The sequence below is a fragment of the Exiguobacterium sp. SH5S13 genome (assembly GCF_004337085.1).
Taxonomy (GTDB): domain Bacteria; phylum Bacillota; class Bacilli; order Exiguobacteriales; family Exiguobacteriaceae; genus Exiguobacterium; species Exiguobacterium aurantiacum_A.
Map to the genome: position 1 here is coordinate 35640 of NZ_SJUS01000012.1, position 24749 is coordinate 60388.

Consider the following 24749-nt stretch of genomic DNA (forward strand, 5'->3'; position numbering starts at 1 on the left):
CAACGAGGGTGGTACCACGGGAAACTTTAACAGGCTCTCGTCCCTTTGCGGACGAGGGCCTTTTTGTATTCTAAGGAGGGAATTTTGATGAAAGCACCACGCGGTACACAAGACCTGCTCCCAGGCACGGTCGAGACGTGGCAGTATGTCGAAGACAAGTTACGCGACATTAGTGCCCGCTACAACTATAAAGAGATTCGCACACCGATTTTTGAAACGACGGACCTGTTCACACGCAGCGTCGGCGAGACGACGGACATCGTCCAAAAAGAGATGTTCACGCTCGTCAAAAAAGGCAAGGACGAGTACACGCTCCGTCCGGAAGGGACGGCCTCGGTCGTTCGCGCTTTCGTCACGAACAAACTGTTCGGCAGTCCCGATCAACCGACAAAGCTGTACTACATGGGACCGATGTTCCGTTACGAGCGTCCGCAAAAAGGCCGTTTCCGCCAATTGCACCAGTACGGTGTCGAGGCGATCGGCAGCAGTGACCCGGCCGTCGACGCCGAAGTGATCAGCCTCGCCTACACGATCTACAAATCGTTCGGCTTACAAAAAATCAAAGTCGTCGTCAACTCGCTCGGTGACGCGGAAAGCCGCAACGCCCACCGCGAAGCGCTCATCCGTCACTTCGAGCCGGTCCAAGACGAACTATGCCAAGACTGTCAGACGCGCCTGCACCAAAACCCGCTCCGCGTCCTCGACTGTAAAGTCGATCGCGATCACCCGGCGATGAAGTCGGCACCGTCGATCCTCGACTTTTTGAACGAAGAGTCGAAAGCGTATTTCGACAAAGTGCTCGAGCACTTGGACGCGCTCGGTGTCGCATACGTTGTCGACCCGACACTCGTCCGTGGCCTCGATTACTACACGCACACGGCGTTTGAGATCATGTCGGAAGCAGAAGGTTTCGGCGCTATCACGACGCTTTGCGGCGGTGGACGCTACAACGGTCTCGTCCAAGATATCGGCGGTCCGGATATGCCAGGTATCGGCTTCGGGATCGGGCTTGAACGGCTCATCCTCGCGCTCGAGAACGAGAACGTGCTTCCTGAGCTTGCGACCGGGCTTGATGTCTTCGTCGTCGCCCAAGGCGGAAAAGACGTCGAGACGACGGCGACGCGCCTGTTGCAACTCCTCCGCATGGAAGGGTTCAAAGCCGACCGCGATTACCTCGGACGTAAGTTCAAAGGACAATTCAAACAAGCCGACCGCTTAAATGCGGCATTCACCGTCATCCTCGGAGACGATGAAGTCGAACGCGGCTCGGCCTCGCTCAAAGTCATGGCAACTGGAGAACAAGTCGACGTGCCGCTCTCGGCCGTCGCAGACAAAATTCGTGAACTATCGGAAGGAGCAGGACAATGATCGGACGCACACATATGAACGGCCGCGTGACAGAGTCACTGATCGGCCAAGAAGTACAATTGAAAGGTTGGGTTCAAAAACGACGCGACCTCGGAGGACTCATCTTCATCGACCTTCGTGACCGCACAGGCATCGTCCAAGTCGTCGTGCGCCCTGAGAACGAAGCGGTGCACAAGCTCGCGGAATCAATCCGTAGCGAGTACGTCTTAGACATCAAAGGGACCGTCCTCGAACGTGAAAACAAAAACCCGAACATGCCGACAGGGAACATCGAAGTCATCGCTTCAGAGATCAATATCTTGAACGCGGCGAAGATGACACCGATCCCAATCGGCGACGAAGCGGAAAACGTCTCAGAAGACCTTCGCCTCAAATACCGTTACCTCGACCTGCGTCGTCCGGCACTCCAAGAGACGTTCCGTCTCCGCTCGAAGGCGTCGAACACGATCCGTAACTTCTTGACAGAAGAAGAGTTCCTCGAAGTCGAGACACCGATCTTGACGAAGTCGACACCGGAAGGCGCCCGTGACTACCTCGTCCCGAGCCGTGTCCACGGTGGCGAGTTCTACGCGCTCCCACAATCACCGCAGCTGTTCAAGCAACTCCTCATGGTGGCTGGGTTCGACCGTTACTTCCAAATCGCCCGCTGTTTCCGTGACGAAGACCTCCGGGCCGACCGTCAACCGGAATTCACACAAGTCGACATCGAGACGAGCTTCATGGACGTCGAAGACTTGATGGCGATGATGGAAGCGATGATGGGGCAAGTGATGGAAGCGACGCTCGGTCGCACAGACACACCGGCCAAGTTCGAGCGCATGACGCACGAGGAAGCGATGCGTCGCTTCGGTTCGGATAAGCCGGACACACGTTTCGGTCTCGAACTCATCGACGTCGCCGACGCTGTCACAGGCGCAGGCTTCAAAGTGTTCGATATGGCGCTCGAGTCGAACGGACACGTCAAAGCGATCAACGTCAAAGGCGAGGCCGACAAGTTCTCGCGTAAAGACATCGACAAGCTTCAAGAGTTCACGGCCGTCTACGGCGCGAAAGGCCTCGCTTGGCTTAAAGTGACGGCTGAAGGCTTGAATGGACCGATCGCGAAGTTCTTCGACGAGACGTACGCACAGAAGTTGATTGAAGCGACGAACGCGGAAGCGGGCGACCTGCTCTTGTTCGTGGCGGCAAAACCAACTGTCGTCGCCGACAGCCTCGGCGCTCTTCGCGTCAAGCTCGGTCATGAGCTCGGTCTCATCGACGAGTCGAAGTTCAACTTCCTTTGGGTGACGGACTTCCCGCTCGTCACGTTCGAAGAAGAAGACGGCCGCTTCTACGCCAACCACCACCCGTTCACGATGCCAAACCGTGACGACCTCCACTTGCTCGAGACGGACCCAGCAAGCGTGCGCGCGCTCGCGTATGACCTCGTCTTGAACGGTTATGAGCTCGGTGGCGGATCGCAGCGGATTTATGAACGTGACATTCAAGAGCGCATGTTCAAACTGCTCGGCTTCACAGAAGAAGAAGCGGTCGACCAGTTCGGCTTCTTGCTCGAAGCGTTCGAATACGGCACACCGCCGCACGCGGGTATCGCGCTCGGTCTCGACCGCCTCGTCATGATCCTCGCGGGTCGTTCGAACCTCCGTGACACGATCGCCTTCCCGAAAACGGCGTCGGCGAGCTGTCTATTGACGCAAGCACCAAGCCCGGTCGCGGACGCGCAACTCGAAGAGTTGTCAATCCGGACAGCGGTGAAAGAGAAGAAACAAGGATAAACAAAAGGAGGTTCGCCGCGGCGAACCTCCTTTTTAGTCATGCTGCTGTTCCATCTTCTTTGCAGTCCGTTGAAGCGCGAATCCGAACGCGAACAGCGATGCGATCACGGCCGTCATCGTATAGACGGAGTCCGTGAAAGCGAGATAGATACCGAACAAACCGAGGCCGAAGCTGAGGAGGAACCAAAGCATCAACTTCGGGTGCTCCTGGAGCGCTTGTTTCATGCGCTCGGCACGTTCAGCTGGCAACCGGTCCCGTCGGTCACGAGCAGGTTCGAGTTGAACACTTGGCCGTTGCTCTTCAAGACGAGCGACCGTTTGTCGTCGCGAAAGTCGATGATCATGTCCTCATCGAGAAACACTTTCGTCCAGTTCTTGATGAGGATTGGCCCGACGTTCGAGTCGATCTCGACGTCTTCCGGTGTCGTCTCGGTCACGTAACGGATCTCGAAGATGCCGCTATTGCCGCAACCGCAGCCTTCCGTCTCATAAAACAAATGCATCTGTCCGTCACGGTCGCCTTTTAAGGCGTTAATGCGCTCGTTCGCGCGGTCTGTAATCTGTACGTTCATTGTTATCACTCCTTACGTCCATTATACATCGTCTGAAAAAAGATTGAAAAAGACGTGCTTCCCATTTTCCACTTCCTGCAAAAAAGCGTAAACTATTTGTTTAGAAGGGGGAAAGGAAATGATCTCACGTTTTTTTAGTTATTACCGTCCACATAAGAAGTTATTCATCCTTGATTTCACGTTCGCCATCCTCGTCGGCCTGCTCGAGCTTGGCTTCCCGCTCGCCGTGAAATGGTTCATCGACGTTCTGTTACCGGGCGGCGAATGGAACTGGATCATTATCATCAGTATCGGCCTGCTTATTCTGTACATACTCGCCATGATGATGCAGTACGTCGTCAACTATTGGGGACATAAGCTCGGGATCAATATCGAGACCGATATGCGCGAAGAACTGTTCACGCACATCCATAAGCAATCGTTCCGCTTCTTCGACAACCATAAGACCGGTCACTTGATGAGCCGGGTCACGAACGACTTGTTCGACATCGGCGAAGTGGCACACCACGGACCGGAAGACTTCTTCATCGCCATCATGACGCTGCTCGGCGCGTTCGGGATCATGTTCTCGATCAATCCGCAACTTGCGCTCGTGACGGTCATCGCCGTTCCGTTCCTCGTCATCATGATCACGTACGCCAATAAAAACATGAACAAGGCGTGGCAGAAGATGTACGGCAACATCAGTGAAGTGAACGCCCGCGTCGAAGACAGCGTCTCTGGCGCGCGTGTCGTCCAGTCGTTCACGAACGAGACGTTCGAGATCAACCGGTTCCAACAAGACAACAACTTCTATCGCGGTTCGAAGATCGAAGCGTATCGGGTCATGAGTAAGTCGCTCGCCGGGATCTATATCACGACACGGCTCATGACGTTGCTCGTCCTCGTCTACGGGGCGTACTTGACGTATGAAAACGAATTGACATACGGTGAGCTCGTCGGTTTCATCTTGTATATGAACTTGCTCATCAAACCGGTCGAGAAGATCACGGCGCTCCTCGAGATGTATCCGAAAGGGATGGCCGGCTTCAAACGGTTCACAGAACTGATCGATGAGGCACCGGACATCGAGAACCGTCCGGATGCGGTCGAGGTCAGTTCACTGAAAGGGAACATCGCTTTCCACGATGTCTCGTTCGGCTACTCGGACTACCGAGAAGTGTTGACGCATATCGACCTCGACATCACGACCGGGTCGACGGTCGCCCTCGTCGGGACGAGCGGTGCCGGCAAGACGACGATCTGCTCGCTCATCCCACGCTTTTATGACGTGACGGCTGGGGCCATCACGATCGACGGGATCGACATCCGTGACATGACGAAAGAGAGTCTGCGTCGCCAGATCGGGATCGTGCAGCAGGACGTGTTCTTGTTCGCCGGGACACTTCGCGAGAACATCGCCTACGGCAAGCTCGAGGCGAGCGACGCGGAAGTCATGCACGCGGTCGAGAAGGCACATTTGAATTCGCTCGTCGACGAACTCGAGCACGGGCTCGACACGCAGATCGGAGAGCGGGGACTGAAACTGTCGGGCGGACAGAAACAACGGATCGCCATCGCCCGCATGTTCTTGAAAAACCCGCCGGTCTTGATCTTAGATGAAGCGACGTCCGCCCTCGACACCGAGACGGAAGCGATCATCCAAGAGTCGCTTACGGAACTCGCGGCCGACCGGACGACGCTCATCATCGCGCACCGTCTTGCGACCGTGAAGAATGCCGACCGCATCCTCGTCGTCACCGCCGACGGCATCGTCGAGGACGGCACGCACGACGAGTTGAGTGCCAAAGGCGGCGTCTTCGCCGGGCTGCTCAGACGGCAGCAGCTCTAACTAGTCGGGCAGCCACCAGTGATTCAAGTCTTGGTGGCTGTTTTGCGTAAAATGGGTATAAACAAGCATCAGTGTATGTGTGAGGAGGAAATGAATTGATGAAAGCAGTTCAAGTTATCGGATACGGTGACGTCGATCAATTACAGGTCGTCGACGTCCCGGTCCCGACACCGAAAGACGATGAGGTGCTCGTTCGCGTACAGGCGTGCGGCATCAACAATACGGAGATATGGATGCGAGAAGGGGCGTACGGGACGGATCAAGAGTCGGGCTGGCGTCCGGAGGGAGTCCAGTTTCCCCGGATTCCAGGATCAGATATTACCGGAGAAATTGTCGGGGTCGGGAATCAAGTGGATGAAGGGATGATCGGCCGGCGTGTCGTCTTGTTTCCGTTCACGTCGAGTGGGGCGGACGGTGCGGAGCATATCGCTCCCGACATGTCGTTCATTGGCTCGGAATATGACGGCGGTTATGCGGAATATGTCGTCTGGCCGGCCGAGCTTTGTTATGACATGCCGCTCGACAGTTTCGTCGACAGCGCCGTCTTCTCGGTGAGCGGGTTGACAGCGTGGCATATGAACGAGCAAATTCAAATCCGTCCTGGTGAGACGGTCGTCGTCACCGGTGCGAGCGGCGGTGTCGGCTCGTTGAACGTGCAGATTGCAGCGCACGTGTTCGGAGCGAACGTCATCGCCATCATAGGCGATTTGAAAGACGCACCGAAACTGAAAGCGCTCGGGGCGAGCCACGTCGTTTCCTATCGGTCGAAGACGCTCGCGGACGAGATTTTAGCAGCGAACGGTGGACCGGTCGATGCCGTGCTCGACGTCGTCGGGGATGCGTTGTTCGCAACGTCGCTCGATGTATTGAAGAACGGCGGTAAGTTTTGCATATCCGGATCGGCCGGGGGACAACGGACCGATCTCGATTTCCGTACGCTCTACTTGAAGCACATTACGATGTATGGATCGGTGCTCGGGACGCGAGCGGAATTCAAAGCGATGCTCCAAGCGATTTCGAGCGGTCAGATCAAGCCGGTCGTCGACCGGACGTTCCCGTTAGAAGAGGCCCGGGCGGCGCAAACGTATTTCAAACAGCAAGGCAAGGTCGGTAAGATCGTCCTCGTCCCGTAACAGCAAAGAGAGGAAATCGGACCCCTTGAGTCCGATTTCCTCTCTTAAATTCAGGCGATATCGGCTTTCGCCCGGTCGATGACCGAGACGAGCCGGCGGAACTGTTCGAGCCAAAACTGGAAGAACGGACCGATCAAGAAAATCGACAGCACCGTCCCGAAAAAAACGGGACCGCCGAGCACCCAGCCAATCAAGCAAGCGGAAAGCTCCATCCACGTCCGCATCATGCGGACCGACGTATTGAAACGGTCGGCCAAGGCGAGCGTCAGTCCGTCACGCGGGCCAGCGCCGTAACCGATAGCGACATACAGCCCGGCACCCATGCCGATGACGAAGATGCCGAGAACGAGCCAGGCGATATTGAGTGCGGTTCCGTCGAGCGTCGGCAACAAGTGGTGGTCGAGGATCAAGTTCATGAACACGCCGACGAAGACGGCGTTGACGAGCGTCCCGAACTGGGGTCGGATGCGGTCCAATATGTATTTGCATAAGACGAGCAACAAGCCGACGAGGAGGATGATCGTCCCGACCGAGAGCGGCGTGTGCCGGGCGAGCCCGAGATGGAGCACGTCCCACGTCGAGACGCCGAGGTCGGCCGTGATCATCATCGACGATCCGAGAGCGAGCAGGAACAAACCACCCATGAACAACGCCCACTTCAAACTGATTCGTAAAGATTGTATCCATACCGCCTGCATGTTGGTCGCCTCGATTCCCTAAAATGTTCCATCATCATATCATAATTGGTTTCAAGGCAAGAAAAAAACGCCTCAGCTTGGCTGAGACGTCGTTGATTATTTTTTAGGTGTTTCTGCTTTTTTTGCTTTGTTCTTTTTATAATAATTGTAGACGAACGGAGCGACCGCCGTCGCGACTTTGATGAGTGTACCGAATTTTCCTTTTCTAGCCATGTTGTTGCACCCCTTTCTCTTCTCTAAAGAGTTATATTCCACACGTTGCGGAAATGAAAACATATTTCGAACAGGTTCGACACGATTGATGGCAGATGCATCACGCATAATAGAGCCAGGAGGCGAAGAATATGAAGACGATTATTTGGTATCAGAACGATTTACGAATCGATGACCATCGGCCGCTCGAAGAGGCGCAAAAACATGATGAAGCGATCGAGGGGCATTACTTTATAAGGGAGGACGAGCTGAACGAAAATCAGTTCGGCGTCATCCCGCTCGGGGCCAGACGGCTTCAATTTTTAAAAGAGTCGCTAGAAGACTTGGCCGGATCGCTCGACGCGCTCGGGATCCCGCTCCATATCCATGTCGGTCATCCGCTCGACATCCTCGACCCGACAGACCGGCTGTTGTTTCAACGGTCGATCGGATTGAACGAACGCTTGCTTGAAAAAGACGTCATCGCGCGTTGGCAAGGGGAGTGGCAATCGTTCGACGGGTTCACACTGTACCCACGCACCGAAATCCCGTTTAAAAAGATGCCGTTTTTGTTCACCGAGTTCCGAAAAGCGGTCGAGGACGATGCCCGTCCTGAACAGCTGATCGAGCGGACGAGCTCAGGTCAGTCGCGTCCGCTCCCGTTTCCTGTCCCGTTCGAGCGTCCGATGCTTGACGCCCGGTCCGCATTCCCGTTTCAAGGCGGCGAGACGTCGGGGCGGAAACGTCTGAGCGACTATTTGGCAGGTCCCGTCCGCACGTATAAAGAGACACGGAACGGCTTTGGGGTCGACGACTCATCCAAGTTGTCGGCTTTTCTTGCCAATGGTTCGCTCTCGCCGCGGCGTGTGCTCCATGAACTAGAGCTTCATGAACGACAGCACGGGGCGAACGAGTCGACATATTGGCTCTATTTTGAACTGTTGTGGCGCGAGTTTTTCCAATGGGTCGCGCTCGAGCAAGGGAAGCGGTTGTTCCGTCGCCAAGGGATACGTTCGAAGGACAAGGCGTGGAAAATGGACGAGGACGTGATTCATCGGTGGCAGCAAGGCGAGACGGGCGTCGCGTTCGTCGACGCGTTCATGCGCGAATTGAACACGACGGGATGGATGTCGAACCGGGGCCGGCAAATCGTCGCGAGCTATTTCGCCAAAGAGCTCGGACAAGATTGGCGCTATGGTGCGGCCTACTTCGAAGCGATGCTCATCGACTATGACGTCGCCAGCAATTATGGCAATTGGGCGTATCAGGCCGGTGTCGGCAACGATTCACGCGACCGGCGTTTCAACGTCTCACGCCAACAAGATACGTATGACCCGACGCGTGCGTTTCGTGACACGTGGATGTGACGAAACCGTCACTAGAAATCGTAGTTTCTGATTGACTTCTTTTTACAGGTAGTGCTATAGTAAGGACAACAGATGGGATACCTGAGGTGTACGAGAGCCGCCTTCGTTATTTTGAGCCAACACTTTGAATACGGGAGATCGAACTGCCAGCCGAATCAACTGCCTCATCACGTGCAGGAGGACTTGTGAAGGGGACGCTAGATCACCCACCTGCTTAAGCAGGTTCAAAAGCAGGGCATCGTCACGGCACTCCGGGCCCCATCGATTTTATTGTAAAACGTCGCTAGACGTCTTTTTTTTGATTATAATTCCGAGTAAAATAGTGTGAAAAAATAGTATTAATTTGGAGGAAGCTTATGTTACACCAGTTTTCACGTAATGAGTTGGCTATCGGTCAAGAAGGTATTGAAACGTTGAAAGGGAAGACGGTCGCCATTCTTGGCGTCGGCGGTGTCGGCTCGTTCGCGGCCGAAGCGCTTGCCCGGAGCGGGGTCGGTCGGATCGTGCTCGTCGATAAGGACGATATTGACATCACGAACGTCAATCGTCAAATCCACGCGCTCTTGTCGACAGTCGGACAACCGAAAGTCGAGGCGATGGGGGCGCGTCTGCTCGACATCAATCCGGACGTCGAACTCGTCCAGTTGAAGATGTTTTATACCGAAGAGACGTTCGAAGAGTTCTTCGCTCAAAACGTCGATTTCGTCATCGACGCGTCAGATACGATCATCTATAAGATCCATTTGATCGTCGAGTGTAAACGTCGCGGTATCCCGGTCATCTCGAGCATGGGGATGGCCAACAAGATGGACCCGACCCGGATTCAAGTCATCGACATTAAAGACACGTCATACGATCCGATCGCGAAGATGGTGCGGACGCGTTTGCGTAAACATAACATCTATAAAGGCGTGCCGGTCGTGTTCTCGGACGAGTCACCGATCGTGACGCGCGAGGACGTGAACGAGGTCGTCGGTAAGAAAGACGCCCCGATCCGTAAAGCGAAGATGCCACCGAGCTCGAACGCGTTCGTGCCGTCGGTCGCAGGACTCGTCGCCGCCGGGTACGTCATCAATCAAATGCTCGAGACGGCTGGTGTCGAGATCAATCGCATCCAGAACTAAGAAAACGACGCCGACTCGAATGAGTCAGCGTCGTTTTTCCCAATAGTCGAGCCGTTTTTGGAGTTGTTGCTCGAAGCCACGGCTCGTCGGTGTATAATATTTAGGACGTTTCCGGGCCAAGTTTTCCGGCCAGTAGTTTTGCGGGACGTACCCGTCTTTCTCGTCATGTGGATATTTGTAGCCGGCGCCATTACCGAGCTCGCGTGCCCCAGGGCTATGCGCGTCACGGAGATGGACCGGGACGGGACCACCTTCGACCGTCCGGACGTGATGGATCGCCTTGTCGATCGCGGTGATGACGGCGTTCGACTTCGGTGCCGTCGCCAGATAGAGGACGGCCTCGGCCATCGGGATGCGTGCTTCCGGGAACCCGATATGTTCGCTCGCCCGTGCGGCCGCGTCGACGATGACGAGCGCGTTCGGGTCGCTGAGACCGATATCTTCGGCCGCGTGAACGTACAGGCGACGCATGATAAAGCGCGGCGATTCGCCCGCCTCGATCATGACGGCGAGCCAGTACAGGGCGGCGTCCGGGTCCGAGCCGCGGATCGACTTGATGAACGCCGAGATGACGTCATAGTGTCGGTCGCCCGTCTTATCGTATTTGATGGCTTTTTGTTGGATCGACTCTTCGGCGACGTCGAGCGTGATTTGGATCTTGCCGTCGACTTCCGGCGTCGTCAAGACGGCCAGTTCGAGCGCGTTCAACAAGACACGGTAGTCACCGTCCGCCATTTTGATATAATGGTCAACGGCCGCGTCTTCGATTTCAACCGGGTAGTTGCCGAGCCCTTTCTTGTCGGCGAGCGCACGCTCAAGCACGACCCGGAGCTCGTCTTGTCCAGGCGGCTCGAGCCGAAACACGGTCGCGCGCGACAATAGCGCCGCATTGACCTCGAAACTTGGATTTTCGGTCGTCGCCCCGATCAAGACGAGCTTGCCGGCCTCTAGCGCCGGGAGCAACGCATCTTGTTGCAGTTTATTGAAACGATGGATCTCGTCTAAAAATAAAATCGTCCGCTCTTGCTCGAAATCAAAACGAGATTCGGCTGCACGGATGACGCTCCGCAGCTCATCTAGTTTTGCCGTGACGGCGTTCAATTGAACAAACGTCGCTTTCGTATAGTTTGAAATGACGCGAGCGAGCGTCGTCTTGCCAGTGCCGGGCGGACCATAAAGAATAATGGTGCCGAGCCGGTCGGCCTCGATGGCGCGGCGCAACAGCTTGCCTTCACCGATGATGTGGCGTTGACCGATGACTTCGTCTAATGTCTCCGGGCGCATCCGGTTGGCGAGCGGCCCGCTATTCGATTGTTGAAATAAATCACTCATACGGACACGTTCCTTTCGACAAACGTTTGTTCGAACAGTATAACAGAAGGAGAAACCAATATGAAAATATCTACTAAAGGCCGTTATGGTTTAACGATCATGATCGCGCTTGCCCGTGAGACGGACAGCAAACCGCTCAGTTTGAAGAAAATCGCGGCGCGCCATGAACTGCCAGAACATTACTTGGAACAATTGATCGGCCCGCTCCGTAACGGCGGTCTCGTCAAAAGTGTCCGCGGTGCCTACGGCGGTTATCAGCTCGTCAAATCACCGCGCGACATCACGGCCGGTGAGATCATTCGATTGCTCGAAGGCCCGCTGACGATCGTCGAAGACTCGGAGACGGACGACGCCGTGAAGCGAAAACTTTGGGACAAGATCAAAGCGGCGATCGAGACGGTGTTAGAAGAAACGACACTCGCCGATCTCGCGGAAGAAGATTCAGAAGGCTACATGTTCTATATTTAATGATGAGGTGAACGGATATGAACTATTTTGACCACGCGGCCACGACGCCGATGCGTCCTGAGGTGCTCGAGACGATGACTCCCTATTTTTTAGAGCAGTACGGCAATCCGTCGAGCATACATGGTGTCGGCCGGAAAGCTCGGGCGGCACTCGACGCGTCACGCCGGACGCTCGCGACATGGATCGGTGCGACGCCAAACGAGATCGTCTTCACGTCGGGCGGGACCGAGTCAGACAATTACGCCTTGTTCGGCGCGGCTTATGCGAACCAACACAAAGGGAAGCATGTGATCACGACGAAAGTCGAGCACCACGCCGTCTTGCATGCGATGGAGCAACTCGAGCGTGAAGGGTTCGACGTGACGTACTTAGACGTCGACGAGTCCGGTGCCGTATCGGTCGCTGCGCTCAAAGACGCGCTCCGTGACGATACGATCCTCGTCTCGGTCATGTACGGCAATAACGAGGTCGGGACAATCCAACCGATTGCTGACATCGGGGGCTTGCTAGCCGACCGGGATACGTTGTTCCATACGGACGCGGTCCAGGCGCTCGGCACAGAAACGATCGACGTGCACGCGCTCGGCGTCGACTTGTTGTCGGCGTCGGCACATAAAGTGAACGGTCCGAAAGGTATCGGTTTTCTTTTTATAAAAACAGGTGTAAAATTAGCGACGCGTTCTTTTGGAGGACAACAAGAACGGAAACGTCGAGCCGGCACGGAAAACGTTCCGGGTGCCGTCGGATTTAGCCGAGCGGCCGAACTGGTCATGGCCGAACGGAACGAGCGGGTGACAGCTTACCGAGAGATGGCTGACACGTTGCTACACACGCTTGATGAACTTGGCGTCGAGTACGAAGTGAACGGGGCGAACCGCTTGCCGCACATCGTCAACTTGTACCTGCCGGGCATCGAGCTTGAGCCGTTCCTGATCATGATGGATATGCGTGGTTATGCCATTTCGAGCGGCAGTGCCTGCACGGCTGGAACGATTGAGCCGTCGCACGTGCTGACGGCCATGTACGGTCAATCTGACCGGACGAAACAATCGGTCCGCATCAGTTTTGGACTGGGCAACACGGTCGATGACGTGACACGGCTCGCCGAACGACTACATGAGGTCGTCTCGACATTTATGAACGGAGTGAGATAGATGAACTTACGAACAAAAGCCCCTGGAGACACGACGGTCGTCGTCGGGATGTCAGGCGGCGTCGATTCTTCGGTGACGGCCCATCTGTTAAAAGAGCAAGGGTATAACGTCATCGGGATCTTTATGAAAAACTGGGATGATACGGATGAGTCTGGATTCTGCACGGCGACAGAAGACTATGAGGACGTCATCGCGGTCGCCAACCAAATCGGGATCCCGTACTACGCGGTCAACTTCGAGAAAGAATATTGGGACCGCGTCTTTGAATATTTCTTGGCCGAGTATCGCCTCGGGCGGACGCCGAACCCGGACGTCATGTGTAACAAAGAGATCAAGTTTAAGGCGTTCCTTGATCATGCGCTCCGACTCGGGGCCGACTTCGTCGCGACAGGGCATTACGCCCGCGTCGAGTTCGTCGACGGCGAGCACCGCCTGTTGCGTGGGAAAGATGACAACAAGGATCAAACGTACTTCTTGAACCAATTGTCGCAAGACCAACTCGCGCGGACGATGTTCCCGATCGGGCACATGGACAAAAAAGACGTCCGTGTCATCGCCGAGACTGCTGGACTCGCGACGGCGAAGAAGAAAGATTCGACCGGCATCTGCTTCATCGGTGAACGGAACTTCAAAGAGTTCCTCGGTCAATATTTGCCGTCACAACCAGGTGAGATGCAGACGCTCGACGGGGTTGTGAAAGGACGCCACGACGGGCTCATGTATTACACGCTCGGTCAGCGGCATGGTCTCGGCATCGGTGGAGACGGAGAGCCTTGGTTTGTCGTCGGGAAAGACGTCGAGAAGAACATCCTCTACGTCGGCCAAGGCTTCCACCACGACGCGCTCTATTCAGACGCGCTCTTCGCGTCACAATTGTCGTGGACCGGCTCGGCTCCTGAGGCGGAATTCCGGGCGACGGCGAAGTTCCGCTATCGTCAACAAGACGTGCCGGTAACGATCGCGCCGCTCGAAGGTGGCGAAGTACTCGTCAAATTTGATGAGCCACAACGTGCCATCACGCCAGGACAAGCCGTCGTCTTTTATGACGGGGATATCTGTCTAGGCGGGGCGACGATCGACAAAGCGTATATTAACGGGAAACAACTCGACTATATCGGATGAGGTGATGACAGTGAACGCAAACGAACAAGGCATCCAAGCGATGCAGCAAGGTGAATTTGAACAAGCGGCCAAATATTTCAACGACGCCATCGAGGCGAACCCGACGGACCCGACCGGTTACGTCAACATGGGCACACTGCTTCAAGCGATCGGTGACCATGAACGGGCGGTCGTCTTTTACGACAAGGCGCTCGAACTCGACAATGCGTTCGGTGCGGCCCATTACGCGAAAGGCGCGCTCGCCTATGAGCTCGAACAAGTCGACTTGGCCGAAGCGTCGCTTCGACAAGCGCTCCTTTCCGGCATGAATGATGCAGACTTGCACTTCATGCTCGGCTTGACGTACAAGGCGATGGGCGACTTCGTCCGCGCGTTGCCGCGACTTCGTGAAGCGAAAGCGCAAGCGCCGGAAGACGTCGAGATCACGTTCCAATACGGTCTCGCGCTCGCGCAAAACGAGCAGCTCGACATGGCGGTCGAAGCACTCGAAGACACGCTCGACTTGGATGCGTCGCATACCGACGCCCGCTACAACTTGGCGATCGCCTATGCGTTCCTCGGAGAGCAGGACAAGACGTACGCCGAACTTGAGCGCGTACTCGAACTGCAACCGGACCATGAGCTCGCGCGTGACGCGAAGGCGAAGATGGATGCGTTGCTCGGGAATTGAATCGACACTAAACAAAAGTGCCTTCGCGACATGCGAAGGCACTTTTTTGACGTACGAATTGTCTAGATGGCCAATCGTCCGATGAACCAGATGAAAAGATTCCCAGCCGCGAGCAGGAGTGTGCAGGCGAGAGCGATATAGCTCCACATGACCGGGCCACCCGATTTAGACTTACGCACACCGTCGATCAAGATCACGAATATCGCCACGAATGATAACAAGGTAAGTGTGAAAAAAGAGGTCGGTCGATCGAGCGTGGGAAACGCATCAATCACAAAGTAAAGCAAATACGTCAACAAGCCGAGGCAAGCCGCAGTAAGAAGCGAGACAGCTTTCATAAGTCACGTCCTTTTCCAGTTTCTCTCATCTTATCACGTGGTTTACTTCAACTTAATTTGAATCATAGCTGTTTCGTCGTGATCTTCACCGGCTCGCCGGCAAACTCGCCATACGCCTCGTCCATATTTTTCGTATACAATTCGATGACGTTCTTGCTCGGGTCTTTAAAGTAGGCCGAGCGCTCTTTGCCGTTGACCGTCTCGTCCTCGTCCCACGTCCGCAGCTTCGTCGGGATCGCTGACGCCTCGAGCACCTCGAGCGCTTGATCGAACGAGTTCATCGGCACGAAAAAGGCGCAATGGACGTGGGTGCCGCCTTCGTCATACAGTGTGTCCCATTCGGTCACTTGCTGCTGGCGATTTTCTTCCTCGTCTGTCGTAAAGTCACGCTTCAGCCATAGACCGAGCCGCGTATTGCCGCCGACGTACAGCCATGTCGCCCATGGTTCGTTCGCCCCTTCTTGCGACGCACTCGGTTCGGCGTCATCGCCGACCCATTGCTCGACGACCGGCAGACCGAGCTTTCCGTGCCAAAAATCGACGGCCTCCGTCATGTCGGTCACTTCTAAGACGAGTTCACATAGTCCACTGATTGGTAGCCGTTTCGTCATCATTGTTTCCTCCTTCATGGTTTCACTTCGACAGTTCCCGCTTTGATTCACCGAAAAACGTGCATAGCTTGTTTCAGGTTCGGGGAAAAGAAGGGGAACGCTAGAAAGGGGAGACATCATGCGCATACTTAGTTTATTTAGTGTCGTCGTATTTTTCATTGTCGAATGGTTCATGCTCGGACGTTTATTTACAGCGGTCGATGAACGGCTTGCCACGGGAGAATGGACGAACAATCTGTTGTACCGGGTCGTCGTCGAGTCAGAGCGGGCGACGTCGACGCTCTTGTTATTATTTGTGACGTTCCTCGTCATCGGGATCCTCATGCATTGGCTGTTGTCATCAAACCGGTCGTGGACCAAGACGCTCGGGACGGTCGGTGTGGCGTGGGTCGTCCCAGCACTGCTCGCGCTCACCGCCTGGTTCATCCCGAACCCGTATGTTCAACTCGTCATCATCGTCTTGCAACTCTCGTTCATCCCGCTCATCCCGTTCGTCGGACAGACGGTACGGCTCGGTCACGTCGTTCTCAACTGGGGTGTCCACGTAGCGGCCGCCGGGCTCGTCTTCTTCATTCAACGGCCGTCACTCGAGCAGCTGTTCCGCATCGAGCGGACCGAGCTATTCGACCGGCTTGAAGGATACGTCAACTCAGGTGAACTCGAACGGTTCGAGCGGTTGCTAGAGACCGTCGACTTGGAGCAACTCGAACGCATCTTAAATCGGGTCGATATCGACCAATTGATTCGGCTGCTCGAGCGGCTCAATCTCGATCAACTCGAGCAAATCTTGAATCTATTCAGTTAGTCGATTTGTTCTACCGTTCGAACTCGGGCTATAATGGGGAATGGAAAACTAGCTGGAGGTGGCTCGAATGATAGCAGCACCTTACGAGTTGACAGGAAAAGTCATCCGCGTCCTGTTTCAATCGGAAGAAGAAGCGCATACCATTGCGCTCGTACGTATAAAAGAGAAAAATTTTGAGACAGACGAGACCGAAATGGTCATCGCCGGCGTCGGTGTCGGCATTGAGAAAGGCGAGACGTACAAAGCGCACGGCCGTCTCGTCGACCATCCACGGTTTGGCAAACAGATGAAAGCGGATTGGATCCGCCGCGTCGTCCCGATGACGAAGCGAGCTGCTGTCCGTTTTTTGACGAACGGATCGTTTCCGGGGATCGGCCAAAAGACGGCACAAAAAATCGCGGACACGCTCGGTGACGATTGTATCGACCAGATCGTCAAGCATCCCGATGTCTTATCGAAAGTCGAAGGGTTGAAAGAAAAACAAGCCCGCGTCATCACCGAGCGGTTGAACGTCTTATATGGGGTCGACCAGCTGTTGCTGTTTTTAGCCCCGTTCGACGTGACACCGCGACTCGCCTCGAAGATTCATAAAGAGTATGAAGGTCGGGCCATGGAGACGATTGAAAAGAATCCATACGCGCTCATGTATGACGTGCAAGGCATCGGCTTCAAGACGGCCGACGCCATCGCCGCCCACTTCGGGATTCAAGGCATCCATCCGGAGCGGATCGCGGCGGCGGTATTGTATGTGCTCGAACTCGAGCAAGGGAACGGACACTTGTTCGTCACGGCCGATCAACTCGCGAACGAGATGCCGCGCATCATCGGCGGCGACCCGGGCGAGGCGCTCAACGGCGCGCTCGAGACGCTCGTCAAGGACGAACGGATCATCGTCGAGGACGGCGTCGTCTATCATCCGCGCATCTACCGGGCTGAACGCAAAGCAGCCGAAGAACTGGCCCGGATCATGTCGACATCAACGACGGAAGACGTCGATATGACGACGATCTTTGATGCGGTCGGCCGGGTCGAGGAGATGTTCTCGATCGAGTACGCCAAACAACAGCGCGAAGCGATCGAGCTCGCCTTGAAGTCCCCGCTCATGGTGCTCACCGGCGGACCGGGAACAGGGAAGACGACCGTCGTCCGCGGCATCATCCACGCGCTCAGCGACGTGTTCGATTGGAAACTCGAGCCGGTACCGAACCAACCGTTCCCGTTCGTCCTCGCCGCACCGACCGGACGCGCTGCCAAGCGGCTCAGTGAATCGACCGGGCTGCCGGCCTCGACGATTCATCGGTTGCTCAAGTTTGACGGTAGCTCGTTCCAAGTCGATGACACGAACCCGCTCGTCGGCAAAGTGTTGATCGTCGACGAGGCGTCGATGATCGATATCTTCTTGTTCCGCAGCCTATTGCGGGCCGTGCCGAACGGGATGAAAATCTTGTTCGTCGGTGACCGTGATCAACTCCCGTCGGTCGGACCGGGCCAAGTGCTCGCCGACTTGATGGCGACCGGCGGCATCCCTGTCGTCCGGCTCGACGTCGTCCATCGCCAGGCGTCCGAATCGAGCATCCTGCGTCTGGCGCACGCTCTCAACGCGAAACAAATGCCGGACGACTTGCTCGCGGCGTTGCCGGACCGCCGCTTCTATACAGCGAACCAAGAGACGGCGCTGCAGGCGATCTGTCAGATGGCCGGCGCCGCACTGCGAAAAGGCTATTCGCCGTTCGATATCCAAGTGCTCGCCCCGACGTATCGGGGGGTGTGCGGCATCGATGGGTTGAACGAGGCGCTCCAAAACGTGTTCAATCCGAAGTCGGCGGCAAGGGAAGTAAAACACGGCAATCGGACGTACCGGAGCGGCGACAAAGTGCTCCAACTCGTCAACAACGCCGAAGAGAACGTCTATAACGGTGACATCGGCGAGATCACGAACATCTTCTTCGCCAAAGAGAACGTCGACAAAGTCGATAAGATTTACATCCGCTTCGACCAGACTGAGGTCGAATACAACCGCAGCGAATGGGACCAGTTCACCCACGCCTATGCGATCACGATCCATAAGTCGCAAGGCTCCGAGTTTCCGATCGTACTCATGCCCGTCTTCTTCAACGGCGGGTTCCGCTCGTCGCGCAACTTGATCTATACGGCCGTCACGCGGGCGAAGAAGAGTTTGCTCTTGTTCGGCGACGTCCGGGCGCTCGAGGCGGCGACGCGGGAAGAAGAGCCGGTGCGGCGGACAAAACTCGTCGAACGGCTTGGCGGCAAGTCTTGACGTCTGGTTTCTGACATGTGATAATGACCAATAGAAAACTGAAACGATTAAAGACGATGAAGGAAATGAGTACGTCGTAACCGCCTCACCAGAGACATCTTCCTAGGCTGTGAGAAGATGGGGGTCGGTCGACCGAAGCTAGTCTGGAGTCCCCACTCACCCTGGGCGTCTCATCCGCGTTATCGGATGTTTCGAGGCACGGTAAATCCGTGCGAACGAGGGTGGTACCACGAAGCGATGCTTTCGTCCCTTTCCACAGGGATGGGCATCGCTTTTTTTTCGTTTCGTTCAGAATAAGGAGGAATTGTTGATGAAACCGCTCAAACCATTAACTGGCGCCGAGATTCGCCAAATGTATTTAGATTTCTTTAAGTCAAAAGGACACGCGGTCGAGCCGAGTGCCTCACTCGTACCGGTCGAGGACCCGACACTTCTTTGGATCAACTCAGGCGTCGCGACGCTTAAAAAATATTTTGACGGCCGCGTCATTCCGGCAAACCCGCGTATCGTCAACGCCCAGAAGTCGATTCGGACGAACGATATCGAGAACGTCGGGAAGACGGCGCGTCACCATACGTTCTTCGAGATGCTCGGGAACTTCTCGGTCGGTGAATATTTCCGCGAAGACGCCATCAAATGGGGTTGGGAACTACTCACGAGCGACGACTGGTACGGGCTTGACCCGGACTTTTTGTCGGTAACGATTCACCCGGACGACGAGGAAGCGAAACAAATTTGGCTCGAGTTAGGTGTTCCTGCTGACCGGATCATCCCGCTCAAAGAAAACTTCTGGGAGATCGGCGAAGGCCCGTCTGGCCCGAATACGGAGATCTTCTTCGATCGCGGCCCGGCGTTCGGTGACGACCCGACCGACCCGGAACTTTATCCAGGCGGCGAAAACGAGCGTTACCTTGAAATTTGGAACATCGTCTTCAGCCAGTTCAACCATGACGGTCACGGTAACTATACCGAGCTCCCGCGTAAAAACATTGATACAGGGATGGGACTCGAGCGAATGGCGAGTGTGCTTCAAGACGTGCCGACGAACTTCGACACCGACTTGTTCATGCCGATCATTCGCGAGACAGAAAAAATCAGCGGTGAGACGTACCGGGCTAACAACAGTAAAGACGTGGCGTTCAAAGTCATCGCCGACCACATCCGGACCGTATCGTTCGCGATCGGGGACGGGGCACTCCCGTCAAACGAAGGCCGCGGCTACGTGTTGCGCCGTCTGCTCCGTCGTGCCGTCCGTTACGCGAAGATGCTTGGGATCGAACGTCCGTTCATGTTTGAACTCGTCGACGTCGTCGGCGACATCATGGTCGACTTCTATCCAGAAGTGAGTGAGAAAAAGGACTTCATCAAAAAAGTCATCAAGAACGAAGAGGAGCGCTTCCACGAGACGCTTCACGACGGCCTTGCGATATTGAACGAAGTCGCGAAAGCACAAAAAGCAACTGGATCGAACGTGATCAGTGGAGAAGACGCGTTCCGTCTATACGACACGTACGGCTTCCCGCTCGAGTTGACGATCGAATACGCAGAAGATCACAAGTTGACGGTCGATGAGGATGGATTTAAGCAAGCGATGAACGCACAACGTGAACGGGCCCGTACGGCGCGTGCTGACGTCGAGTCGATGCAAATTCAATCCGGTGTCCTCGCTGACATCAAGCTCCCGTCATCATTCGTCGGGTACACGGACCTTGAGTCTGAAGCGAAAATCGTCAGCTTGATTCATAACGGCGAGCTTGCGGACGTCGTCGCGGCAGGAGAAGAGGCGCAAGTCATCCTTGACCACACCCCGTTCTACGCCGAGAGCGGCGGTCAAGTCGGTGACAAAGGCCGAATCGTCGGGACGGACTTCGTCTTGCGCGTCACGGGTGTATCAAAAGCACCGAACGGTCAAAACTTGCATGCGGTCGTCGTCGATTCAGGAATCGCCAAGGCTGAGGTCGCGGTGACAGCTACGGTCGATAAAGACGAGCGCCAAGCGATCATCAAGAACCATACGGCGACGCACTTGTTGCACCGCGCTTTGAAAGACACGCTCGGTGAGCACGTCAATCAAGCCGGATCCCTCGTGACACCGGACCGTCTCCGCTTCGACTTCTCGCACTTCGGTCAAGTGACAGCGGAAGAACTCCAGTCGATCGAACGTCAAGTGAACGAGAAGATTTGGGCATCGATCAGTGTCGATATCGAAGAGATGAACATCGCCGACGCAAAAGCGAAGGGAGCGATGGCGCTGTTCGGAGAGAAGTACGGGGACGTCGTCCGCGTCGTCGCGGCCGGTGATTACTCGGTCGAGCTATGCGGAGGTTGCCACGTCGCCAACACGGCTGAAATCGGGTTGTTCAAAATTTTGTCTGAGTCAGGTATCGGGGCCGGGACTCGCCGGATCGAGGCAGTCACAGGCGCTGGCGCGTATGAAGTCATGAACCAACATATCGAGACGCTTGAAGCGGCTGCGAAACTGTTGAAGACGAAACCGTTCGAAGTGCCTACTCGCGTCCAAGCGCTTCAAGTTGAAATGAAAGAGACGGAACGGGCGACCGAGTCGTTGAAAGCCAAACTTGCGAACATCGAGGCGTCAACGCTCACAGATTCGATCGAGACGTACGGCGACGTCCAATTGATCGCTAAACGTGTCGACGGACAAGATATGGATGCGCTCCGGGGCATGGTCGACGAGTTGAAAGGAAAACTTGGATCAGCCGTCATTATTCTCGGATCAGCGAACGGCGACAAGGTCAACCTCGTCGCAGGTGTGACAAAAGACTTGAACGACCGCGGTTTCCACGCCGGGAAATTGATTAAAGAAGTCGCGACTCGTTGCGGTGGAGGCGGCGGCGGCCGTCCTGATATGGCGCAAGCCGGAGGTCGTGATGCGACAAAACTGGACGAAGCATTGAAGTTTGCTTCACATTACGTTCAATCACTGGCATAATAGAATGTGAAGTGCAAACGGAAAGAGGTGGATTCTTGTGAGCCAAATGGATCGCACGATGCAATTCAATTTTCCAGAAGATGATAATCGAGCCAATACTCGGGAGACACTGATCACGGTGTATCAAGCACTCGAGGAAAAAGGCTACCAACCGATCAATCAAATCGTCGGATACTTGTTGTCAGGTGACCCTGCCTACATTCCGCGTCATAACGATGCGCGAAACTTGATTCGCAAAATTGAGCGAGATGAACTGCTCGAAGAGTTGGTCAAATCGTATTTGAACGATCGGAAAGAGGACTAATATGAAGCGAGTTATGGGGCTTGATGTCGGTTCGAAGACGATTGGGGTCGCAGTGAGCGATCTCATGGGTTGGACGGCGCAAGGTGTGGAGACGGTCTATTGGACGGAACCCGACTTTGAACAGGCTGTTCGTTTGCTTCGACCGATTATCGAGCAGTACGATGTGAAAGAAGTCGTCGTTGGTCTTCCGAAGAATATGAACGCAACGATCGGTCCTCGGGGTGAGGCGTCACAGGCGTTTGCCGCCGCCCTCACCGAGGCGACTGGTTTGCCGACAGTTCTCGTCGACGAACGTTTAACGACGATGCAAGCGGAGCGGATGCTCATTTCAGCAGACGTCAGCCGTAAAAAGAGAAAGGCCGTCATCGATAAGATGGCAGCCGTCATGATTTTACAAAATTACCTGGATCGTCCAGGGAAATAAGGAGGAACTACGCATGGCAGAAATCCGTCGTGAAGAAGAAATGTACCGTATTCCAGATGAAAATGGAGACGAGCATTTATTTGCAGAAATTTTCCGTATGACGAGCGACCGTTCGAAAAAGACGTTTGTCGTCCTCGAACCAGTCGGTAACCCAGAATCGGAAGATGAAGATACAATCGAAGTTTACGCGTTTGAAATCGAAGAACTTGAAGATGGTGAGTTCATCTTGAAACTCGTCGAAGATGATGACGACTTTGAAGAAGTGATGGAAGCGTTCGACATCGTCAACGACGAAGTCGGATTAGACTAATAAGTGGACGGGCGGCTAGGGTGAACCCTCGTCGCCCATCTTCATACAGAAGAACAGGGGAGAACACGCATGAACCATCCATCGATGCCTGATGAGAAGCGTGCACGTAGCCGGATCGTTCGCCGCATCACGGTTATTATTCTTGCTGTCTTTCTTCTTGTCATCGCCACGGGCGCCGCTGTCTCGTATGCATTCGTAAAGCGGTCACTTGAGCCGATCGATCCCGCTTCGTCCGAAACAGTCGAAGTCGAGGTTCCGCTCGGTGCAGGCTCAGGTTATATTGGCGAACTGCTCGAAGAGAATGGACTTGTGAGGAGTAGCACGATTTTCCGTTTATACACACGGTTTAAAAATGAGTCATCGTTCCAAGCGGGGACGTATACGCTGTCTCCGTCACAGTCACTTGACGAGTTGATCGCCACGCTGAAGACGGGTAAAGTGATCGTCGTACCTGACATCAAACTCGTCATTCCAGAAGGATTCACAATCGATCAAGTCATCGCGCGGCTCGCCAACGTGGCTGAAATTCCGAAAGAAGAGATTTCGGCACAGCTGAGCGATCAGGAATATATCCGTTCACTCGTCGCCGAACACGAGATGTTGACCGAAGAAGTGTTAGCAGAAGGGATTTATCACCCGCTCGAAGGCTACTTGTTCCCGGCCACGTATGAGTTCGACAAAGGTGTCACGCTCACACAAATCATCGATGAGATGCTCAAGCCGACCGAACAGCTTTATCTCGAGTATGCTGATACTGTCGAGGCGTCAGGACGTACGTTCCACGAGACGCTCGCCCTCGCTTCCGTCATCGAAAAAGAAGCAGTATCGACAGAAGACCGTCAAGAGATTGCCGGCGTGTTTGAGAACCGGCTTGCAGACGGGATGAAGTTGCAATCCGACCCGACCGTTTGGTACGGAACGGGCGAGACGTCAATTTTCACGTCGTTCAATGATTTGCAAAACGATTCACTGTATAACACGTACCGTTACCCTGGGATCCCGATTGGTCCGATTGCCTCGGTCAGTCGTGACGCGTTCGTAGCGACGCTCAACCCGAACGATACAGACAACGTTTATTTCTACGCACGGCCGCCTCGCGAAGGTTTCCCGAGCGGAGAAGTTCTGTTTGAAGTGACATATGAGGCACATCAACAGAACGTCAACAAATATCGCCCCGAATGGGAAGCGTTCGAAGAAGCAAACAACTGATAGATATGCGACCGGAGGCCTTGGCTTCCGGTCGTTTGAATGAATAGAGAGTAAGAGGTGTAAGACGTGGAACATTCATCCTATGAAGGATACGTGGAGGACTTGATTTTAAACCGGTCACCGCTCTTAGCGGAGATGGAAGAGTTCGCGCGCGTTCATCACGTGCCGATCATGGACTTGACCGGCTCAGAGGTGTTATTATCGTTGCTCGCGATGCAACGGCCGCAGCGTATACTTGAAGTCGGGACGGCGATCGGATACAGTGCGATCCGCATGGCTGAGCTGTTGCCAGAGGCCGAGATCGTTACAATCGAACGCAACGCACGTCGTTACGAGGAAGCGCTCGGCTTTATCGGACGGTCGGGCGTCTCGGACCGGATCACCGTCATTCACGGCGATGCGGTCGAACTGATTGGATCGATTGAAGGATCGTTTGATGCGGTTTTCATCGATGCAGCCAAAGGCCAATATCAAAAATTCTTTGATGGGTATGGCGCTTTAGTACCAATTGGTGGTACTATTTACAGCGATAATTTGTTTTTGAGAGGAGACGTCCTGCTCGAAGACGTGTCAGTTCTTGACCGTCGGAGACGCCGGCTCGTCCGTCTCGTAAAACAGTTTACTGAGCAATTGATGGCACGGACCGATTATCACACCGCGATTTTGCCTCTCGGTGATGGCCTAGCAATCAGTCGTAAATTACGATGAGGA

General features: G+C 54.9%; 24 protein-coding genes, 1 other RNA gene and 1 other annotated feature (1 of these 26 only partly in view). Of the genes, 19 read left to right on the forward strand and 6 right to left on the reverse strand.

All coding sequences use genetic code 11. The features are described 5' to 3' along the window. Positions 1-48: a binding site (T-box leader), on the forward strand (it extends 187 nt beyond the left edge of the window). 39 nt (positions 49-87) lie between these two features. Both hisS and aspS read left to right on the forward strand, forming a co-directional pair. Next, a complete protein-coding gene (gene hisS / locus EVJ30_RS08030; protein ID WP_131443437.1) occupies positions 88-1368 on the forward strand; it encodes a histidine--tRNA ligase in 1281 nt (426 codons plus the stop codon). Then, complete coding sequence (gene aspS, locus EVJ30_RS08035; RefSeq protein ID WP_131468640.1) at positions 1365-3143, forward strand: aspartate--tRNA ligase; 1779 nt, start codon at positions 1365-1367, stop codon at positions 3141-3143. The genes hisS and aspS overlap by 4 nt, the downstream gene beginning before the upstream one ends. A 33-nt stretch (positions 3144-3176) precedes the next feature. Here the strand turns inward: aspS and EVJ30_RS08040 are convergent, their stop codons facing one another. Beyond that, positions 3177-3392 (reverse strand): hypothetical protein, encoded by a 216-nt coding sequence (locus EVJ30_RS08040; RefSeq protein WP_131468642.1) that lies wholly within the window; start codon positions 3390-3392, stop codon positions 3177-3179. Beyond that, positions 3365-3715, reverse strand: a complete 351-nt coding sequence (locus EVJ30_RS08045; protein WP_131457351.1) for an iron-sulfur cluster biosynthesis family protein — start codon at positions 3713-3715, stop codon at positions 3365-3367. The genes EVJ30_RS08040 and EVJ30_RS08045 overlap by 28 nt, the downstream gene beginning before the upstream one ends. A gap of 118 nt (positions 3716-3833) precedes the next feature. Between EVJ30_RS08045 and EVJ30_RS08050 the strand changes: the two genes are divergently transcribed. Beyond that, a complete protein-coding gene (locus EVJ30_RS08050) occupies positions 3834-5546 on the forward strand; it encodes an ABC transporter ATP-binding protein (RefSeq protein WP_131468644.1) in 1713 nt (570 codons plus the stop codon). Positions 5547-5644: 98 nt separating this feature from the next. Beyond that, complete coding sequence (locus EVJ30_RS08055; RefSeq protein WP_131457346.1) at positions 5645-6679, forward strand: zinc-binding dehydrogenase; 1035 nt, start codon at positions 5645-5647, stop codon at positions 6677-6679. A 50-nt stretch (positions 6680-6729) separates the two neighbouring features. Here EVJ30_RS08055 and EVJ30_RS08060 read toward each other — a convergent pair whose 3' ends face one another. Further along, on the reverse strand, positions 6730-7377 hold the full coding sequence (locus tag EVJ30_RS08060; RefSeq protein ID WP_131468646.1) for a YczE/YyaS/YitT family protein: 648 nt from the start codon (positions 7375-7377) through the stop codon (positions 6730-6732). Positions 7378-7721: 344 nt separating this feature from the next. On the opposite strand from EVJ30_RS08060, the gene EVJ30_RS08065 reads away from it, so the two are divergent. The 3 genes from EVJ30_RS08065 to EVJ30_RS08075 all read left to right on the forward strand — a co-directional run bounded on the left by EVJ30_RS08065 (position 7722) and on the right by EVJ30_RS08075 (position 10060). Then, positions 7722-8936, forward strand: a complete 1215-nt coding sequence (locus EVJ30_RS08065; protein WP_131468648.1) for a DASH family cryptochrome — start codon at positions 7722-7724, stop codon at positions 8934-8936. A 75-nt stretch (positions 8937-9011) separates the two neighbouring features. Continuing rightward, positions 9012-9198: non-coding RNA, 6S RNA (gene ssrS, locus EVJ30_RS08070), on the forward strand. A 94-nt stretch (positions 9199-9292) separates the two neighbouring features. Further along, on the forward strand, positions 9293-10060 hold the full coding sequence (locus EVJ30_RS08075; protein WP_131468650.1) for a tRNA threonylcarbamoyladenosine dehydratase: 768 nt from the start codon (positions 9293-9295) through the stop codon (positions 10058-10060). A gap of 24 nt (positions 10061-10084) precedes the next feature. Here EVJ30_RS08075 and EVJ30_RS08080 read toward each other — a convergent pair whose 3' ends face one another. Next, positions 10085-11392 (reverse strand): replication-associated recombination protein A, encoded by a 1308-nt coding sequence (locus EVJ30_RS08080; protein WP_131457337.1) that lies wholly within the window; start codon positions 11390-11392, stop codon positions 10085-10087. A gap of 60 nt (positions 11393-11452) precedes the next feature. Between EVJ30_RS08080 and cymR the strand changes: the two genes are divergently transcribed. The 4 genes from cymR to EVJ30_RS08100 are packed head-to-tail and all read left to right on the forward strand — an operon-like array spanning position 11453 to position 14806. Continuing rightward, positions 11453-11860 carry a cysteine metabolism transcriptional regulator CymR gene (gene cymR / locus EVJ30_RS08085; protein ID WP_131468652.1) on the forward strand — a complete coding sequence of 136 codons (408 nt, stop codon included), beginning with the start codon at positions 11453-11455 and terminating at the stop codon, positions 11858-11860. 17 nt (positions 11861-11877) lie between these two features. Further along, the gene (locus tag EVJ30_RS08090; RefSeq protein ID WP_131457335.1) at positions 11878-13014 is read left to right on the forward strand and encodes a cysteine desulfurase family protein; all 1137 of its coding nucleotides are present in this window, start codon (positions 11878-11880) and stop codon (positions 13012-13014) included. Then, positions 13015-14136: a tRNA 2-thiouridine(34) synthase MnmA gene (gene mnmA / locus EVJ30_RS08095; RefSeq protein ID WP_131468654.1), complete on the forward strand. Its 1122-nt coding sequence runs from the start codon at positions 13015-13017 to the stop codon at positions 14134-14136. Positions 14137-14140: 4 nt separating this feature from the next. Then, positions 14141-14806, forward strand: a complete 666-nt coding sequence (locus tag EVJ30_RS08100) for a tetratricopeptide repeat protein (RefSeq protein WP_201739068.1) — start codon at positions 14141-14143, stop codon at positions 14804-14806. A 62-nt stretch (positions 14807-14868) separates the two neighbouring features. Here the strand turns inward: EVJ30_RS08100 and EVJ30_RS08105 are convergent, their stop codons facing one another. Next, positions 14869-15144, reverse strand: a complete 276-nt coding sequence (locus tag EVJ30_RS08105) for a hypothetical protein (protein WP_131457329.1) — start codon at positions 15142-15144, stop codon at positions 14869-14871. A 62-nt stretch (positions 15145-15206) separates the two neighbouring features. Beyond that, the gene (locus EVJ30_RS08110; protein WP_236633982.1) at positions 15207-15755 is read right to left on the reverse strand and encodes a VOC family protein; all 549 of its coding nucleotides are present in this window, start codon (positions 15753-15755) and stop codon (positions 15207-15209) included. A gap of 118 nt (positions 15756-15873) precedes the next feature. Between EVJ30_RS08110 and EVJ30_RS08115 the strand changes: the two genes are divergently transcribed. The 8 genes from EVJ30_RS08115 to EVJ30_RS08150 all read left to right on the forward strand — a co-directional run bounded on the left by EVJ30_RS08115 (position 15874) and on the right by EVJ30_RS08150 (position 24746). Next, positions 15874-16560, forward strand: coding sequence for a magnesium and cobalt transport protein CorA (locus tag EVJ30_RS08115; protein ID WP_131468661.1), 687 nt, complete (start codon positions 15874-15876; stop codon positions 16558-16560). Positions 16561-16627: 67 nt separating this feature from the next. Further along, positions 16628-18838, forward strand: a complete 2211-nt coding sequence (gene recD2 / locus EVJ30_RS08120; RefSeq protein ID WP_201738310.1) for an SF1B family DNA helicase RecD2 — start codon at positions 16628-16630, stop codon at positions 18836-18838. 310 nt (positions 18839-19148) lie between these two features. Continuing rightward, positions 19149-21791 (forward strand): alanine--tRNA ligase, encoded by a 2643-nt coding sequence (gene alaS, locus EVJ30_RS08125; RefSeq protein WP_131457323.1) that lies wholly within the window; start codon positions 19149-19151, stop codon positions 21789-21791. Positions 21792-21828: 37 nt separating this feature from the next. Then, positions 21829-22095 (forward strand): IreB family regulatory phosphoprotein, encoded by a 267-nt coding sequence (locus tag EVJ30_RS08130; protein WP_035386073.1) that lies wholly within the window; start codon positions 21829-21831, stop codon positions 22093-22095. A 1-nt stretch (position 22096) separates the two neighbouring features. Beyond that, on the forward strand, positions 22097-22519 hold the full coding sequence (gene ruvX / locus EVJ30_RS08135; RefSeq protein WP_070327649.1) for a Holliday junction resolvase RuvX: 423 nt from the start codon (positions 22097-22099) through the stop codon (positions 22517-22519). A gap of 13 nt (positions 22520-22532) precedes the next feature. Beyond that, positions 22533-22829 carry a DUF1292 domain-containing protein gene (locus tag EVJ30_RS08140; RefSeq protein WP_016508787.1) on the forward strand — a complete coding sequence of 99 codons (297 nt, stop codon included), beginning with the start codon at positions 22533-22535 and terminating at the stop codon, positions 22827-22829. Positions 22830-22898: 69 nt separating this feature from the next. Beyond that, positions 22899-24038, forward strand: coding sequence for an endolytic transglycosylase MltG (gene mltG, locus EVJ30_RS08145; protein WP_131457321.1), 1140 nt, complete (start codon positions 22899-22901; stop codon positions 24036-24038). A gap of 66 nt (positions 24039-24104) precedes the next feature. After that, positions 24105-24746: an O-methyltransferase gene (locus tag EVJ30_RS08150; RefSeq protein ID WP_131457319.1), complete on the forward strand. Its 642-nt coding sequence runs from the start codon at positions 24105-24107 to the stop codon at positions 24744-24746. Positions 24747-24749: the final 3 nt, after the last annotated feature.